The 15,432-nt window shown below is 69.7% G+C and carries 14 protein-coding genes and 1 pseudogene; 3 read left to right on the top strand and 12 right to left on the bottom strand.

Features of this window, described 5'->3' with window-relative positions:
* Window positions 1–71 precede the first annotated feature (71 nt).
* Entirely contained in the window at window positions 72–509 is a 438-nt protein-coding gene (locus OG285_RS37915) for a MarR family winged helix-turn-helix transcriptional regulator (RefSeq protein ID WP_331760421.1), read from the bottom strand.
* 226 nt (window positions 510–735) lie between these two features.
* Here OG285_RS37915 and OG285_RS37910 point away from each other — a divergent pair.
* Window positions 736–879 (top strand): annotated as a pseudogene (locus tag OG285_RS37910) (ArsR family transcriptional regulator); the annotation flags it as partial.
* Between the two features lie 146 nt (window positions 880–1,025).
* Here the strand turns inward: OG285_RS37910 and OG285_RS37905 are convergent.
* Both OG285_RS37905 and OG285_RS37900 read right to left on the bottom strand, forming a co-directional pair.
* Entirely contained in the window at window positions 1,026–1,796 is a 771-nt protein-coding gene (locus OG285_RS37905) for a GNAT family N-acetyltransferase (protein WP_331760420.1), read from the bottom strand.
* Between the two features lie 211 nt (window positions 1,797–2,007).
* Window positions 2,008–2,415 carry a rodlin gene (locus OG285_RS37900; RefSeq protein ID WP_331760419.1) on the bottom strand — a complete coding sequence of 136 codons (408 nt, stop codon included), beginning with the start codon at window positions 2,413–2,415 and terminating at the stop codon, window positions 2,008–2,010.
* A gap of 330 nt (window positions 2,416–2,745) precedes the next feature.
* On the opposite strand from OG285_RS37900, the gene OG285_RS37895 reads away from it, so the two are divergent.
* Complete coding sequence (locus OG285_RS37895) at window positions 2,746–3,888, top strand: NAD(P)/FAD-dependent oxidoreductase (RefSeq protein WP_331760417.1); 1,143 nt, start codon at window positions 2,746–2,748, stop codon at window positions 3,886–3,888.
* Window positions 3,889–4,012: 124 nt separating this feature from the next.
* Here the strand turns inward: OG285_RS37895 and OG285_RS37890 are convergent, their stop codons facing one another.
* The 8 genes from OG285_RS37890 to OG285_RS37855 form a co-directional block, all read right to left on the bottom strand.
* Window positions 4,013–4,813 (bottom strand): transposase family protein, encoded by an 801-nt coding sequence (locus OG285_RS37890; protein WP_331760416.1) that lies wholly within the window; start codon window positions 4,811–4,813, stop codon window positions 4,013–4,015.
* Window positions 4,814–5,035: 222 nt separating this feature from the next.
* The gene (locus tag OG285_RS37885) at window positions 5,036–5,569 is read right to left on the bottom strand and encodes a GNAT family N-acetyltransferase (RefSeq protein WP_331760414.1); all 534 of its coding nucleotides are present in this window, start codon (window positions 5,567–5,569) and stop codon (window positions 5,036–5,038) included.
* Between the two features lie 158 nt (window positions 5,570–5,727).
* Complete coding sequence (locus OG285_RS37880; RefSeq protein WP_331760413.1) at window positions 5,728–7,173, bottom strand: MFS transporter; 1,446 nt, start codon at window positions 7,171–7,173, stop codon at window positions 5,728–5,730.
* A 148-nt stretch (window positions 7,174–7,321) separates the two neighbouring features.
* Entirely contained in the window at window positions 7,322–8,446 is a 1,125-nt protein-coding gene (locus tag OG285_RS37875) for an acyl-CoA dehydrogenase family protein (protein ID WP_331760412.1), read from the bottom strand.
* A gap of 1 nt (window position 8,447) precedes the next feature.
* The gene (locus tag OG285_RS37870; RefSeq protein ID WP_331760411.1) at window positions 8,448–9,281 is read right to left on the bottom strand and encodes an enoyl-CoA hydratase-related protein; all 834 of its coding nucleotides are present in this window, start codon (window positions 9,279–9,281) and stop codon (window positions 8,448–8,450) included.
* A gap of 19 nt (window positions 9,282–9,300) precedes the next feature.
* Complete coding sequence (locus tag OG285_RS37865; protein ID WP_331760409.1) at window positions 9,301–10,248, bottom strand: acyl-CoA dehydrogenase family protein; 948 nt, start codon at window positions 10,246–10,248, stop codon at window positions 9,301–9,303.
* A complete protein-coding gene (locus OG285_RS37860; RefSeq protein WP_331760408.1) occupies window positions 10,245–11,174 on the bottom strand; it encodes an acyl-CoA dehydrogenase family protein in 930 nt (309 codons plus the stop codon). The genes OG285_RS37865 and OG285_RS37860 overlap by 4 nt, the downstream gene beginning before the upstream one ends.
* A 2-nt stretch (window positions 11,175–11,176) precedes the next feature.
* Window positions 11,177–12,319: an acyl-CoA dehydrogenase family protein gene (locus OG285_RS37855; RefSeq protein ID WP_331760407.1), complete on the bottom strand. Its 1,143-nt coding sequence runs from the start codon at window positions 12,317–12,319 to the stop codon at window positions 11,177–11,179.
* Between the two features lie 297 nt (window positions 12,320–12,616).
* Here OG285_RS37855 and OG285_RS37850 point away from each other — a divergent pair, with 297 nt between their 5' ends.
* Complete coding sequence (locus OG285_RS37850; RefSeq protein WP_331760406.1) at window positions 12,617–14,155, top strand: class I adenylate-forming enzyme family protein; 1,539 nt, start codon at window positions 12,617–12,619, stop codon at window positions 14,153–14,155.
* Window positions 14,156–14,276: 121 nt separating this feature from the next.
* On the opposite strand, the gene OG285_RS37845 is transcribed toward OG285_RS37850, so the two are convergent.
* Window positions 14,277–15,353, bottom strand: coding sequence for an SMP-30/gluconolactonase/LRE family protein (locus tag OG285_RS37845; protein ID WP_331760405.1), 1,077 nt, complete (start codon window positions 15,351–15,353; stop codon window positions 14,277–14,279).
* Window positions 15,354–15,432 lie beyond the last annotated feature (79 nt).

Genomic DNA, 15,432 nt, shown 5'->3' with positions numbered 1-15,432 from the left:
CCACGGCGCCGATCGGCTGAGCCCGATGTGACAGCGGCCGGCTCCTTCGGGAGTGCGAGGCCGGCCGCGGGTCAGGCGCCGTCGCCGAATGCTCGCAGATTGTGATCCAGGCGACGCAACAGGCGTATGGCCTCTGACTTCTGGCGCCCGGACAGGCCATCGGTCGCAATCTCCTCCAGCTGCGTCCAGCTGCGGGTGACCGCTTCGCGCAGATCCGACCCCGCAGGGGTCAGGGACACGATGACGGCCCGCTTGTCCGTGGGCGAGGCATGCCGTTCGATCAGCCCCTGCTGCTCCAGGCGCTGCACGGTGCGGGTGACCGTCGATCTGTCGAGCTGCAGGCTCTTGGCCAGTGCCGTCTGCGACTGATGATCATCGTCCCACAGACGCATCAGGAGCAGTTCCTGCCCGGGGTAGAGGCCGACCTCCTGCAGGAGTGCCGAAGCAGCACCCCAATGGGCACGGGCCAACCGGACGATCAGATGGTTGATCCCTCCGTAGTCCTGCATGGGTGTCCTCCTGCGGGGGATTGCTGGTCGGCCAAACGTTGTGGGTTTCGGCCACACATTAACGCCCTCTCGCCCGGAAAGAGGGACTGCCTGCGCAGCGGCCTGAGCCGCACCACGGCCACCACACCGAGTTACGGCGGAACTGAGCCGCAGCTCTCGGACGGACAAGGGACGTTCGGCGGCGCAGCCGCTGCACGGCGAACTGCACCCCGGTGGCGGCGAGGAACATCACGAAGCGCTGCGCGAGGCGGGCATCACGCGCCAGCGCCAGTACGGACTCGAACGCCGCAGCCACGTGCGCGTCGACGACCTCAATGCCTGCTTCCCCGGCCTGCTCACCTTGGTGGCGGCCTGGACCCCGCAGTCCTGACGCGGGCTCATGGCGCGGCGAAGCGGACCGGCCTCGAACCCTTGCGGAAGGGCACCTCCCCCGGGGGCAGCCGTCGACTTCTCACGGCTCCGAACGCGGGCTCGACCGGACGGTGACGTTGAGCCGTCACGGAGCGACGAGCCTGCTCAGCATCCACCTTCCGTACGGGTGAAGACGTGTGAGCGGCCGATCGGAGTGAAACCACGGCGGGCGTACCAACCGCGCGGCCAGTCGTCGGGGTCGGCGATGAGGAAGACCAGGCCATGTCCTGAAGAGTGGTGCAGGGCAGTGGCGAGGACCGTGTCCGCGTAGCCGCGCCGGACGTGTGTGTCAGCCGTGACGACGTCTTCGATCTGGGCGATTCCCCGGTCCGCATCGAGGTAGACGTCGGCCCAGGAGCCGATGGTGCCGTTCTCGTCGCGAACGGCAAGGAACCGTACCTGCCCGCAACCGCGGAGCCGGGCTGCTCGGCGGTCGGCGAGCTGGCGCACGACAGCGTTTTCGGCCTGGGGCATCCAGCTGCGCAGCTGGCGGACGAGAGCGGGCCGCAGGTCGGCGAGAGGGACCGTCTCCGCGAGCGAGCCGGGGATCGCAGCGTCGCCGGAGTGGGTCATGACGAGCTGGGTCTCGTGCGCGTAGCCGACCGCGAGGAGGGCGGGACCGCAGAGTGTGCCGACGGCGTCGTCCAGGACGGTGATCCGGCGATGGCGCACGTGGCCGAGAGCGGTATCGGCCAGAGCAGGGAGTTCGGAGGGAGCCGACGTGGCCTCGATGAGGAGTTGGTTGTGCTCGTGGGAGGCCGCGTACTCCCGGTCCAGGACCACCACGCCGCCGGGAATCTCCCTCACCGTGGCAGCCTGACGACGGGCGAAGGACGCACGGAAGGCCGCGATGCGCTGCAGATCCCTGGCTGACATGCGGTCAGTCTAGGGACCGGTGCACGGTGCGATCATCGTTGAGGAGAGCGTCTCACCGGCCTGCGACGGTCGTCACGACCACGGCCCGCCCGGCTCATGTTGCGGATCTCCTCCAGAACACTCTCCGGGCGGAGGCTGATCCTTGGGCCGGGCGGGCCGCTGACGATCTCGGAGAGCCGGTGTCCTTCCGGCTCCGGAGGAAGGCTGACTGTCAGCCGTTGCCGGCGCCGTTGCCGGAGAGCACCGGGATGTCTTCGGCGATGTGGGACAGGGGCTCGTCGCCCTTGGTCTGGGAGGAGTTCTCCGCGCACTGCTGGTTCTGCGGGGACGACAGGACGGAGACGTCCTGGACCGCGACCGGCACGAGAATGCCCACGAGGGAACCCACGTTGGCCTTGACGGGTACGCCGGCGCAGAGCTTGTTCAGGGAGCCCTGGACAATGCTGAGCTGCGGGCTCTGGGCGCCGTTGGTCTTCGAGTTCCCGAAGGCCTGCTGGGCGCCGTTGCCGCTCAGGGATGTGGTGCCACTGTCGTGACCGATGGCGGCTGCGCTTCCGGCGGTGCCGGCGATGGCGGCGGCGGCGAGGCCGGCAGCGGTGAGGGCGGTACGGGCGTGCATGTCACTCCAGTGCGTGGGTCTTTGAGCAGAGACGCGCACCAGTAGACGCAGCGATCCACCGCATCTGGATCAATTCACCTGATCGTCGGAGTGTCGGCGGCGGGAAGTTGCCAAACCGCCATCGCTCGCCGGTTCCGGGATTTCCGCAGATTCCTTGTGGGCGCTCCGACTTGGGGAGATCGGATGGCAGAGCGCGGTGTCGGTCAGATATCGGGTGGCTGTCGGGCCGGTGGCGGTGGCCTGTCGGCGGCTTGTCGGTGAGCTCTGGGACCTTTCCAGAGAACCAGCCGGGTGCCTGCCCGGCGGACATGCGACACGCAAGGAATCACCATGATCACTGACGTCACGATCATCGGCGCCGGACTCGGCGGCCTCACGCTCGCCCGCGTCCTGCACGTCCACGGAATCCCGGCCACGGTCTACGAGGCGGAGGACTCCCCGGAGGCTCGTGCTCAGGGCGGGATGCTCGACATCCACGAGGAGGACGGCCAGTTGGCTCTGCTCGCGGCGGGCCTGATGGATGAGTTCCGCGGCCTCGTCCTGGAGGGCCGCCAGGCGATACGGATCCTCGGCCGGGAGGGGGCCGTCCTGTTCGACCAGCCCGATGACGGTACGGGCGGCCGCCCGGAGGTGTTGCGGGGTGAGCTGCGGCGGGTCCTGCTCGCATCGCTTCCGGCCGGCACCGTCCGGTGGGGTCACAAGGTGAGTGCCACCCGTGCTCTGGGTGAGGGCCGTCACGAGGTGGTTTTCGCCGACGGTGGCACCGTCGTCACGAGTCTGCTGGTCGGGGCGGACGGTGCGTGGTCGCGGGTCCGGCCGCTGCTGTCCGGTGCCGCGCCCGAGTACACCGGCGTCTCGTTCGTCGAGACCTATCTGTTCGACGCCGACACCCGTCACCCCGCCACCGCGAAGGCGGTCGGCGGCGGAGCGATGTTCGCACTCGCGCCGGGCAGGGGCATCCAGGCCCACCGGGAGAACGGCGGCACCCTGCACACCTACGTGGCACTCACCCGGACGCAGGAGTGGTTCGCCGCCATCGACTTCACCGATGCCGCCGCGGCCGCGGCACGGATCGCCGGGGAGTTCGAGGGCTGGGCGCCGGAGCTCACCGCGCTCATCACCGACGGCCGGACCCCGCCGGTCCTGCGCACCCTGCACGCGCTGCCGGCCGGGCACCGGTGGGACCGGGTGCCGGGCGTGACCCTGCTCGGCGACGCCGCCCACCTCTCCGCCCCGAACGGCGAAGGCGCCAACCTGGCCATGTACGACGGCGCCGAACTCGCCCAGGCCCTCGCCGCACACCCCGACGACACCGAAGCCGCCCTCACCGCATACGAACAGGCCATGTTCCCCCGCAGCACCGAAGCCGCCACCGACGGCACCCAGCTCCACGAGCTGCTCTTCGGCGACGACACACCCCACAGCCTGATCAACATGTTCACCGGTGAGGGGAAGGCGGCCTCTCACGCATGACGTAGTGAGCGTGGGCGCCGGCCCGGTGAGAAACGACCTCGGACTTCCCCTGCGCTGTCTCTAACGACCTTGGGGGCAATTGAGGTCCGGGCAGTTTGGCCTGGAGGTTCGGCTGATGGATGAGTCAGCAGGTGGTGGTGCGGACGGGCACGAGGGCGGTGCTGGTCCTGTGGCGGGTGGGGCGCCTGGCGGAGCGGTCGGAGACGAGGGGGGCGATCGCGGCTTGGGTTTCTCCGTAGTTCTCGCGGCGTCCGGTGTATCGCTGGAGCGGACGCCACTTCTTCAGCTCGGCGTTGGTGTGCTCGATGCAGATCCTCGCCGAGGACTGCCGTCGCTTGGCCTCCTGCCAGGCCCGGTGTTCGCCGTCGCAGGCATCCTCGCTGGGCTTCTTCGGCGGCCCACTGATCTGGTCGGGGAACTCGTTTGCCAGCCCGCGGTAGCCGTCGTCGACCTTGGCCTTGACTTGCGGGCGGAGCCGGAACTGTTCGGCGATGCCCTCGGTGCGCACGGCCGTCTGGTCGTGCATCCGGCCGGGCCTGACCACGCCGGAGAACAGGATGCGGCCCTGGCCGTCGCTGAAGCTGGTGGTTTTGATCGTGTTCTGCTTCTTCTTGCCCGAGACGAATGCCTTCCGGCCCGGCCGGTGAGCCCGGGGCCGGCGCACCTGGGTCTCGGTGCCGTCAATGCGCAGCTCGATGTTCTCGGCCGCCGCGTAGGCGAACAGGTCCTCCAGGGTGCGGATTCGGATGACGGGCCGGTCGGGGACGGCGAAGCCGCGGGCCGCGAGCAGGGGCCGTATCTCCCGCACCGCCGCCGAGACGGTGGAGCGGTCCACCTGGTACAGCTCCGCCAACGCGGCGTGCGGCAGCTGGTGACGCAGGCAGATCAGGGTGACCAGCAACCGGTCGGTGAACGCCAGCTTCACCTTGCGTCCTGCCCCGGCCAGGCGCTTCCGAAGCCCCCCACACCGCTCGGCTCGGTCCGACTCCCGCGACGCCTTTCAGCGTGGCGCCAACTCGACAACCAGCTCGGCGAAGTGTCGGCGTGTCACAGCAGTGAAGGCAGCATGGGACAGGGCGGCACGATCCAGGGCAGCGGTCACGTCTCCCGATCGTGCCACCCGCCGCTGACATTGCGTCAGTCTCGCTCAGAAGCTGTGCGATACGAGCTTCAGCCGCAGCCGGACGTAGTCATGGTCCAGCGGTCCTGGACGGCGCGCTCCATCCGGCCGCCACCCGTTTCGGGCGTAGAAACGCTGCGCACGGGTGTTGGATGCCCAGCACTCCAGCACGCCCTCGGCACAGCCGGCGGCCGAGGCCAGCGCAACGAACTCCCGGTGCAGGGCCCCACCCACCCCACGCCCCCAGGCATGCGCCAGTACCCCGATCTGGTACAGCTCGTAGTACGTCGAGGCGTCCAGGTCTTCGTAGTGCGGTGGCCCGGCAGTGAGCAGCCCGACCGCTGTCCCGTCCAAGTCTTCCGCGACCACCGTGACGCGCGCCGGCGCGCCCAGCACCCGCGCCCAGGCGTCGCGCCGTTCTCCCCATGCACTCGGGCCGGCGAACTCCTCCTCGGGCATGCCGCCCGCGGTGTAGTACGCGGTCCGGGTCCGGGTGTGCACATCGGCAAGGACGTCGGCGTCCTCGGTGGTCGCCTCACGCAACCGGAAACCTTGATCCATGCCCTTCTGGACGCCTGCACCCACCCAACTGGTTCCCCCACGGGCCTCCATCGGCGGCCAGGCATGACTCACGATGGAGGACCCACCGCGATCCTCACAACGAGACACTCGGCTGCCATCGCGCCAGCAAGATCAATCAGAGGGTATGACTCAGCTCCTCAATTGCCCCCAAGGTCGTAAGCGGTGGATGCGGTGGATGCGGTGGATGCGGTGGATGCGGTGGATGTGGCGGCGCCCGGGTCCTCGGACAGGTCACGGCCGCGGGTTTCGGCGGTGCGCCAGATGGCGAGTGCGGTGATCAGCCCGCAGATGATGGCCAGGGTGGCGAGGGGGGTGCTTGAGATGTCGCCCGAGGCCGACAGCCGGCTGCTCGCGAAGAGCGGGGTGAAGCCACCGCCGATCAGTGCGGCCAGCTGGTAGCCCATGGATGCTCCGGTATAGCGCACCCGGGTGCCGAACATCTCGGCCAGCAGCGGGCCCAGCGGTGCGTACATCGCGTTCTGCACCACCTGCCCGAGCACCATGCCGAGGATCAGCAGGGGTACGGACCCCGTGTTGATCAGGGCGTAGACCGGGAAGGCGAGCAGCACGATACCCGCGGCACCCCCCAGCGTCACCGCCCGGCGTCCGACCCGGTCGGACAGCGCGGAGAAGCCCGGGATGGCCACCAGCCCGGTGAGCGCGGTGGCCGTGAGGCCGGTCATCACGTCCGACGTGTCGTACCCGATGGCCTTGGCGTAGGTGAGCATGAAGGTACCGATCAGGGCCGTCAGGGCGAAGGGGCCGATGCCGACCGCGCCGGCGAGGATCAGGACACGCGGTGCGCGCAGCACCTGCGCCAGGGGGATACGGGGCGGCTGCGCCGCGGTCCGCTGTTCCCGGGCCTGCACCGCCTGTTGGAACAGCGGGCTCTCCGTGATGCTGATGCGCACGTACAGGCCGATGCCGAGCAGCACCGCGCTGAACAGGAACGGGATGCGCCAGCCCCACGCCAGGAACCGGTCCTCGGGAAGGAGCGTGGTCGCGGTCACCGCGAGGCTGGACAGCAGGAAGCCGATCGGTGACCCCATCTGCATCACGCCGTTCCACAGGCCGCGGCGCCGTGCGTCGGCGTGCTCGACGACCATCAGCGTGGCGCCGCCCCACTCACCGCCGACGGCGATGCCCTGGACGATGCGGAACAGGATCAGCAGCACGGGAGCCGCGACGCCGATGGTCCCGTACGTGGGCAGCAACCCGATGAGGCAGCTCGCCGTGCCCATGAGGAGCATCGTCACGACGAGCACGGTCCTGCGTCCGAGCCGGTCACCGAAGTGCCCGAAGACGGCACCGCCGACGGGCCGTGCGACATAGCCGGCGGCCAGTGTCCCGAACGCGGCGATCGTGCCGACCGCGGAGTTCGACTCGGGGAAGAACAACGGGCCGAAGACCAGGGCGGCCATCGTGCCGTAGAGGAGGAAGTCGTAGTACTCGATGACGGTGCCGAGCAGGCTCGACAGTGCCACCTTGCGCAGTAGGGCGGGATCCGGGACCGCGGGTGGTGTCCCGGGTCCTCCGGGTCTCTCAGGGCTCTGTGGGGACGACGCGGAGGGTGCAGCGGACATGCCTGACTCCCTTGGGCGTGCGGGATGTTGGAGGTGAGCGGCTGCTGAGCGTGCGGGATGTCGGGGGTGAGCGACGGTGAGCGTGCGGGATGTCGGGGGTGAGCGACGGTGAGCGTGCGGGACGTCGTGGGTGGGACAGCGACGTCCGTCAGCCTTTGCTGTCGAGACCGAACGCCTGCCGTGCGATGAGGCCGCGCATCATTTCCGATGTTCCGCCGCCGACGGTTTCCAGGATCGCCTGCCGCCACATGAACTCGACGTCGCTGTCCTTGACCAGCGCCTCACTCGATCCGAACTCCATGGCCGAGCGCGCGATCTCCTGGGCGAGCCGGGTACCGGCCAGTTTGTGGTAGGCCGCCGGGACCGCCGATGGCCGGCCGCTGATGATGTCGCCGAGCAGCGCCAGCGCCAGCGCCTCGACCTCCGCGACCTGCACGGCGAGGTCGGAGAGCCGCCTGCGGACGACGGGATCGCGGCTCAGGCCCGACTTCTCCACCCAGGTGACGAGGTCCTGCAGGTCGCGTCGCAGCCGCTTCGGCGGGAACTGGACATGCCGTTCGACCGCCAGCGCGGATGCGACCACCTGCCACCCGGCGTTCTCCTCGCCGACCCGGTTCCCGGCCGGGACCCGCACCCCGTCGAACCGGACCTCGTTCAGGCGGCCGCCGTCATGAGTCGGGATCGGGGAGACCGAGACGCCGGGATGGTCCAGGGGAACGATCAGGACACTGAGCCCGCGCGACCTGCTCTCCGGGGCTCCGGTCCGGCAGAGCAGCCAGATGTGGTCGGCCCAGTGGGCGTTGGACGTCCAGCACTTCGCGCCGTTGATCTCGTAGTCGTCGCCGACCGGAGTCGCCCGGGTCCGCACGGCCGCCAGATCCGAACCGGCGTCCGGTTCCGAATAGCCGAGCGCGAAGTTGATCTGTCCGAGCCGAAGCCCCGGGAGGAGACGTTCGCCCTGCTCGGCGGTCCCGTGGGTCATGAGTGCCTTGGCGACGAGGCCCGGGCCCATCGGTGGCCTGGCAATCCGCGCATAGGCCATCTCGTCCCAGAGGATGAACTCGTACGCGGGTGACAGCCCCCTGCCACCGAACTCCTCGGGCCAGGAAAGGGACAGCCAACCACGCTCCCCGAGCGCCCGGTAGACCGTCCGCACGCCCTCCCCGGTGTTCTCACCACGGTGGAAGTAGCCGTCCAGCCCCTGGTAGCCGGCCAGGAACTGGAGTACCTCGCTGCGGAACGCCTCCTCCTCGGGGGTGAATCCGAAGTCCATGTCAGTCGTCCTTGCCGGCCGCGGTGGTCCACTTCGGTTCGCGACCCTCGCTGAACGCCCGGGGCCCTTCCTTCGCGTCGGGGTGCGCCCAGTGCATCCGCAGGAGGGACCATCCGTACTCGCACGCCTGGGAGTACCCCATCTCCAGAGACCCCCAGATCGCCTGCTGCGAGAGCGACACCGCGGCCGGTGAGTTCTTGGCTATGCACCGGGCCATCTCTTCCGCCGTGTCCATGAGTTGTCCGGGTGCGACCAGTTCGTCCACCAGCCCCAGCTGGTACGCGCGCTCAGCGGGCATCCGGTAGCTCTTGCCCATCAACGTCATCCGCAGGGCGGAGCCCAGCGGCAGGCGCTTGGCGAGACCGATGTTCTCCATCGCCCCCACCAGGCCGACATTGACGTGGGTGTCCATGAAACTCGCCCGCTCCGACGCGACCACGATGTCGGCGTCGACCACGAAGTGCAGCCCGGCTCCGGCCGCCAGGCCGTTGACCGCGCAGATGACCGGCTTCCACACCCGGTTCTGCCGCGGCGACCAGAAGACCTCGTCCGTCAGGGGGCCGGTGCCGGTGCTCATGCCGCCCCGGTCGGCCACGGCGTTCACGTCCGCGCCCGTACACAGGTGCCGGTCGCCGGCGCCGGTGACGATGGCCGCGCGGATCCACGGATCGTCCCGGACCTCGCTCCATACGGCTTTCATCTGCGGCATCATCGCTCCGGTCAGGGAATTTCCCTTGTGCGGTCGATTGAGCGTGATGTACGCGACGTGTTCACGCTTCTCGAAGAGCACCTCCGGCTCTTCGGCGTCCGCCGGATGATGCTGGTCCTGTGTCATTCCCGACCACTCTCCGATGTCATTCCCGACCACTCTCCGAATACATCGCCAGTACCTGTTCGCCTGTCTGGTGAGCGTGCGACGGCACCAGGGACAGGTGCCTGATGCGCTGCGCGATGTGGCCGATCGGCCCTTCCACGGAGTAACCCATGGCACCGAGCGTCTGATGGGAGACGAAAGCAGCGTCCATCGCGGCTCTCGACGCGGACAGCCGCGCGGCGGCAGCGAGGCCGGACGCCTGGTGGTGACGGTGGTCGACCGCCGCCGCTGCGACCTTGATCAGTTTCTGTGCGGCCTCCAGCCCGAGGCCGGCGTCCGCGATGGGGTGTGCGACGGCCTGGAAGGTGCCGATGGCGCGGCCGAACTGCACTCGGGTGCGTGCGTGCTCGACCGCGGCGTCCAGTACGCGCTTCCCCGCGCCCCACAGGTACCCCGCAAGTGCCATGTTCGAGAGGTCCGTTCCCTCCAGGACACGCTCCAGCGGGAGAACGCGCTCCAGCGGAACACGGCCCCACGGCTCGTTGCCCAGGGTCTCCAGCGAGTGCACCTCACCGGCCGGGCGGGCGAGCCAGGCCCGCTCGCCGTCCGTCTCGATGAACACGTCGGCGACGGGCGACCACGGCATCAGCGGTGGGTGCCCCCACGACACCAGACGCGCGCCGGAGACGACGGGGAGCGTGTGCGCGGACGGCAGCGTGTGTGCCGCGAAGACGGTCGCCGCCAGGGGACCGGGGGCGAAGGCACGCCCCAACTCCATGGCGACGGCGGAGATCTCGCCCGCGCCGCCCCCCTCGCCGGGCACCGCCAACGACAGCACACCGAGTTCGGCCAGCCCGCGCCAGAAGGGCCGGGGGAACGCACCTGAACCCGCACGCTGGACTTCTTCGGTGCACCTGGCCGCGCAGTAGCGCCGGACGGACCCGGCGAGCGCTTCCTGATCCGGGGTGAACGTGACGGGTTCGCTCATGCCGCCGCGACTCCCCAGCGCGATGTCACCACGGCACGCCGATGCGCGCGCAGGCCGCCGAGCTCGGCTCTGACGGCCTGCAGGCGAAGCGTCCAGAGGTGAAGATCGTGTTCCCGGGTCAGCCCGACAGCACCCGTGATCTGATGTGTTTCCCGCGTCAGCCGGTGCAGTGCGGCCATCGTGTACGCGGCGGCGACAGCCGACGACTCCGCGGTGGCGCCCCGGAACGCCGCCTCGTAGGTGAGCCAGCGCGACCCTTCGAGGAGCACGCTCGACTCGGCCAGGCGATGCTGCAACGCCTGGAACGAACCGAGGGCGCGCCCGAACACCGTGCGGTCCTTCGCGTACGCGACGGTGAGGTCGAAGGCCCTCTGCATCATCCCGAGGGCTTCGGCGCACACCCCGACCCGCCACCAGTTGATCATCGCCTGTGACGTCCCGGGAGCGAGGTTCTCGGCGAGGCGCGGGACCACCCGGGCCAGCGGATAGCCGTACGCCGACGGAACCGGCTCCGCGTCGTCCGGGCTCAGCTCCGCGGTGGCGCACCGGTCGGCGCCGGCGACGAGGAGCTGTCTGGCCTCGCCGCCGTACCGTACGGGGCCCGGAGCGTCGCGGTCGGCCAGGACGACCGGCCCCTCGGGCACCGGCAGCCCGAGCGCGGGCAGCACGAGCAGATGCGGCACCGGCGTGATCGCGCCGAGCTGGGCACTGATCTGTTCGACCGCCAGGACGGCCTCCAGCGGCCCGGCGTCGGCTTCGCCGAACACGTCGAGGAAGCCGGCCGCGCGCAGCTCGGACTCCAGCTCGTGGTCGTATGCCCCGCGCGCGGCGAGCTCCCGGCAACGCTGCGGGCCGGCGTGCCGGTTCAGCAAGGTGCCCAGTGCGTCCAGGAGCGCGCGTTGCGTGTCCGATCGTTCGAAATCCACGTCTATCCCTTCGGCAGCTTCAGGATCAGGCGGCTGATCAGGTTGAGCTGGACCTCGTAGCTCCCCGCGGCGATGCCGGCGCCGAGCGAGTTGCGGAACTGCGCGTCGCCGCGCGACTGTTCGGCCAGGGCCTCGGTTCCCATGACATCGAGGGCGAGGTCGCCGACCGCACGTTCGGCCTGGACCATCGCCGCGCGGGCCTGATAGGCCATGGGCGAGGGCTCCTTCGCCTTGGCCCGCTCGTCGATGACGCGGTAGACAAGGACACGAGCGGCCTCACAGAGTGCTCTCGCATCGCCGAACTGCTCCTGTACGCCCGGATCCGTGAGCAGGCCGGCCGCTCGGCACCAGCCGGCGAGTCCGTCGAGCACCAGGGCCGCACGCGCATAACGCGGGGCGCCGACCCGTTCGTAGGCGAGTGTCCGCCGGACGATGTCCCAGCCCTTGTTCTCCTCGCCGAGCAGACAGGTGCCGGGGACCCTGACGTCGGTGAGGAACAGCTCGTTGAACGAGTGCTCGCCGACGAACCCGTCGATCCGCCGGACCTCGACGCCCGGCGTGTTCAGAGGCAGCAGGAAGACGGAGATCCCGTCCCGCCCGTCCGCCACGGAACCGGTGCGCGCGAGGAGGAAGCAGTAGTCGGCCTCGTTGGCGTACGACGTCCAGATCTTCTGGCCGTTGAGGATGTAGTCCTCACCGTCGCGTGCCGCGCGCGTCCTCAGGGCCGCGAGGTCGGTGCCGGCCTCCGGCTCGGAGAAGCCCTGGCACCAGAAGACATCGCCCCGGGCGATCGGCGGCAGGAGCGACCTCCTCTGCTCTTCCGTGCCGTACTTGATGAGGGCGGGACCGACCCAGTTCACGTTCATGTACTGCGGACCGCGGGGTTCCCCCCGCTTCCACATCTCCTCGCCGAGCACGAAGTGCTGCCACGCCCCCTGGCCGCCACCGCCGTACTCCGGTGGCCAGTGCGGGGTGAGCCACCCCTTGGCCGCCAGGGTGCGCACGAACCCTCGTGAGAAGTCGGTGTACACCGCGCTGCCGAGACCGCACTCGGAGCGGTTCCATCCCTCGGCCAGTTCGCGGTCCAGAAAGCCGACGAGGTCGCTCCGAAACGCCGTGTCCGCCTCACTCAAAGCGAACTCCATCAGTCCCTCCCCGTGGTGCGGTCGTGTGCCTCCCGCGCTGCAGCTCAAGGAGCGGGCGCGTCCAGTGGTGCTGCGTCGGCCGCTCCCGTCGGAGGAGTGAGGCGCTCCAAAAAGAGTACCCTTTATTTGTTCGACGGCAAGGTCTCGTGCTCTGGGAGGGAGGTTGGGGCCCCGTCCTCCCGCGTGTACCGACCAATTAAACGCAAGAAGATGGCACTCAATTTTCGTTCCAGCCGATAGCCTGCGAGGGAACTCCTCGCACTGACTGCGCCGGTTGACGACCAAGGGAGCACCTTCGTGGGTGATGAACTGACACTGCCGAACTGGCTGCGGACAATCGGATCCGGGCCGCACGGGGCGCATCGACGAGCGCTGCGTGACGACTCCGGGGAGCTGACGTACGCCGAGCTGGTCCATGCGATGGACGCCGTCGCCGCCGGACTGCGGCGCACCGGCCTGCACACCGGAGACCGGGTCGTGACGGCCATGGAGCCGTCGATACCGCACACGGTGGTCATCCTCGGGGCCATGGCCGCCGGCCTGGTGGCCGCACCGCTCAACGCCCGCCTGACCGGGACGGAAGCACGCTCCTACCTCGGCCCGCTCCGCCCGGGCGTCGTGATCGCTGACCCCGCCCACGCGTCCCTCGCGTACGAGACGGGCTGCCGGGTCGTCGAGTTGCCGGCCGCCGCCGACCGCTTGCCCATCGCGGACCGGACGGCCCCGCTGTACAGCCACGGCGAGTCCCTCACGCCCCCGGCCGAGGACGACCCGGCCGTCGTCTTCGCCACCGGCGGCACGACCGGAGCGCCGAAGGGCGCGTTCCACACGCATCGCAGCCTGTGGCTCTGGCTGAACACGTGCGCACACGGGAATCCGCGTACGCCCGCCGACATCGAGCTGTTCTTCTCCCCGTTCTTTCACATCACCCTGGGAACGAACCTGTTGGCTCCTCTGCTCGCGGGCGGGGAAGTCTGGATCCAGCGGCGGTTCGACGCGGGCTCCGCACTCGCGGCGATCGACCGCGGCGCCAGCCGTCTGATGGGTGCGCCGACGATGTTCACCGCGCTTCGCGGCCACCCCGCCTTCGCCACGACCCGCCGCGAGAACGTCACGGCGATCCGCTTCGGGTCCGCTCCGTCCACGGACGGCTTCGTGCGCGGCCTGCTGCGCGACTTCCCCAACGCCAGGATTCGTGCCGGGTTCGGGGCCACCGAATTCGGCTCGGTCATGGGATTCGACCACGAAGACCTGCTGGCCGGGCGGTTCACCGGGGTGGGCCGGCCGCTCCCCGGCGCGATCGTCCGGATCCTCGACGGGGACGGCCGCGAGGTCCCCGCAGGTGTCGTCGGCGACCTCGTGGTCGCCTGCCCCTGGCAGGCCCACGGGTACTACGGATTGCCGGAGGAGACCGAGGAGACGTTCCGGGCCGACGGCGTGCACATCGGTGACCACGCCTCACGGACGGAGGACGGTTGGGTCTTCATCGCCGGCCGAAGGAAAGAGGTGATCATCAGCGGTGGTGAGAACGTCTACCCGCGGGAGGTGGAGGAAGTGATCCTCCGCCACCCGCACGTCGCCGACGCCGTGGTGTACGGCCTGCCCGACGGGCACTGGGGAGAGCGCGTCGAAGCCGGCATCGTGGCCGTCCAGGACGAGACGGTCGACCTGGAGGAGCTGCGCGGCTTCTGCCGGGCGGACTTGGCGGGCTACAAGATCCCCAAGAACCTGCGCCTGCTCGACGCGATCCCGCTCACCGCGAACAGCAAGCCCGACCGCCGACGGGTCCGCGCGGAAGCCCTGGCCGAGACCGCGGACACCGGCGCCGAGGCGTAACGCGTCGCTCCCGGTCCGTCCCGGGGCGTGGCCGCGGGGGAGCGGTGGGGGACCCGTCCCCTCCACGGCGGCCGGCAACGGTTCACCGTCACCGGCCGCGCGGGCGTGGTGCGGTGGCCGCTCAGGCGCCTCCGCCCTTGGACTGCGAGGTGGACTGCGAGGGCCCCGGCGCGAGGGTACGGAATCGGTAGAGGTGGCCGCCGTTGTCACCGCCGACGGTGATGTACCCGTGGGACGTGCCCGGCTCGATCACCAGGTTGCTGACGAGGGGTTCCGGCTTGGGCTGCTGCGGTATGAGGATCGTGGCGACCAGGTCCCCTGCCGGGTTCCACACGAGGATTTTCCCGGTGCCCATCACCACTTGGTACACGTTGCCGGCGGAGTCGACGGAGTTGGAGTCGAAGCCGCCGCGGCCGACGTTGGCGGACATCCCCACGCCGCCTCCGGTGAAGCTCTTGCCGTCGGGCGCCAGCGTGAAATAGTCCTCACGGCCGAGGTTGTACTCGCTCACCCACAAGCCGGAGAAGTCCGGGGTGAACGAGATCCCGTTGGGACCGGACAGGCCGTTCTGCAGGACGATCGGGTGGGCGCCGCCGGCGTCGAGACGTACCACGCGGCCGACCGGGTTCTCCAGTGAGCCCTGGTAGTCGGTGATGTACATGTCGCCCGCCTTGTCGAAGGCGATGTCGTCGGGCACCATGGCCCGGCCGTCCACCGGCTTCGAGAAGGCGGTCGTGAAGCCGGTGCCGTCGGGGTTGAGCCGGTCGATCTTCCCGTTGTCGAAGTCGGTGACGTAGATCTTCCCGTCGGCGGGGCTGAACTGCAGGGACGAGAAGCGGCTCGTGGCGTCGGTGTGGACGGGCGTGACGGTCTTCGTCCGCAGGTCGTACCGGAGGATCTTGGGCTGTCCCGCAGGAGCGGTGAAGTCGACGAAGTACAGACGGCCGTCGGGTCCGAAGGCGGGGCCCTCCAGTACGGTCGCGTGTCCGAACTCCGACGGCGGGTCCAGAGGCGCAACTTGGGCGACCGGAGTCGCCCGGACGACGCGCGGCTGCGTCGTTTCCCGCCCTCTGCCGGAGGCCGCGGCGGGCCCCTCGCCTCCGGCCGTCCTCGCAGCGGTCGCGGCGGCTGGACCGCCGACGGCCAGGGCCACCACGAAGGCGGCCGTGAGCGCGAGCGATCTCCTGGTCTTGGTCATGTTCTCTCCCGGTCCGCTGCTCTTGAACGTGGGTTCCTTCTGATCGGCGGACCCTGCTCCGAGATCTCGGGCGGCAGGA

It is taken from the genome of Streptomyces sp. NBC_01471 (genome assembly GCF_041438865.1).
Lineage (GTDB): Bacteria > Actinomycetota > Actinomycetes > Streptomycetales > Streptomycetaceae > Streptomyces.
This window is presented reverse-complemented; position numbering and strand designations above follow the sequence as displayed.

Excerpts from the sequence above, each read along its gene's own strand:
- OG285_RS37915 (WP_331760421.1), bottom strand. The coding sequence starts at position 509 with ATGCAGGACTACGGAGGGATCAACCATCTGATCGTCCGGTTGGCCCGT.
- OG285_RS37905 (WP_331760420.1), bottom strand. The coding sequence starts at position 1,796 with ATGTCAGCCAGGGATCTGCAGCGCATCGCGGCCTTCCGTGCGTCCTTC.
- OG285_RS37900 (WP_331760419.1), bottom strand. The coding sequence starts at position 2,415 with ATGCACGCCCGTACCGCCCTCACCGCTGCCGGCCTCGCCGCCGCCGCC.
- OG285_RS37895 (WP_331760417.1), top strand. The coding sequence starts at position 2,746 with ATGATCACTGACGTCACGATCATCGGCGCCGGACTCGGCGGCCTCACG.
- OG285_RS37885 (WP_331760414.1), bottom strand. The coding sequence starts at position 5,569 with ATGGATCAAGGTTTCCGGTTGCGTGAGGCGACCACCGAGGACGCCGAC.
- OG285_RS37880 (WP_331760413.1), bottom strand. The coding sequence starts at position 7,173 with ATGTCCGCTGCACCCTCCGCGTCGTCCCCACAGAGCCCTGAGAGACCC.
- OG285_RS37875 (WP_331760412.1), bottom strand. The coding sequence starts at position 8,446 with ATGGACTTCGGATTCACCCCCGAGGAGGAGGCGTTCCGCAGCGAGGTA.
- OG285_RS37870 (WP_331760411.1), bottom strand. The coding sequence starts at position 9,281 with ATGACACAGGACCAGCATCATCCGGCGGACGCCGAAGAGCCGGAGGTG.
- OG285_RS37865 (WP_331760409.1), bottom strand. The coding sequence starts at position 10,248 with ATGAGCGAACCCGTCACGTTCACCCCGGATCAGGAAGCGCTCGCCGGG.
- OG285_RS37855 (WP_331760407.1), bottom strand. The coding sequence starts at position 12,319 with ATGGAGTTCGCTTTGAGTGAGGCGGACACGGCGTTTCGGAGCGACCTC.
- OG285_RS37845 (WP_331760405.1), bottom strand. The coding sequence starts at position 15,353 with ATGACCAAGACCAGGAGATCGCTCGCGCTCACGGCCGCCTTCGTGGTG.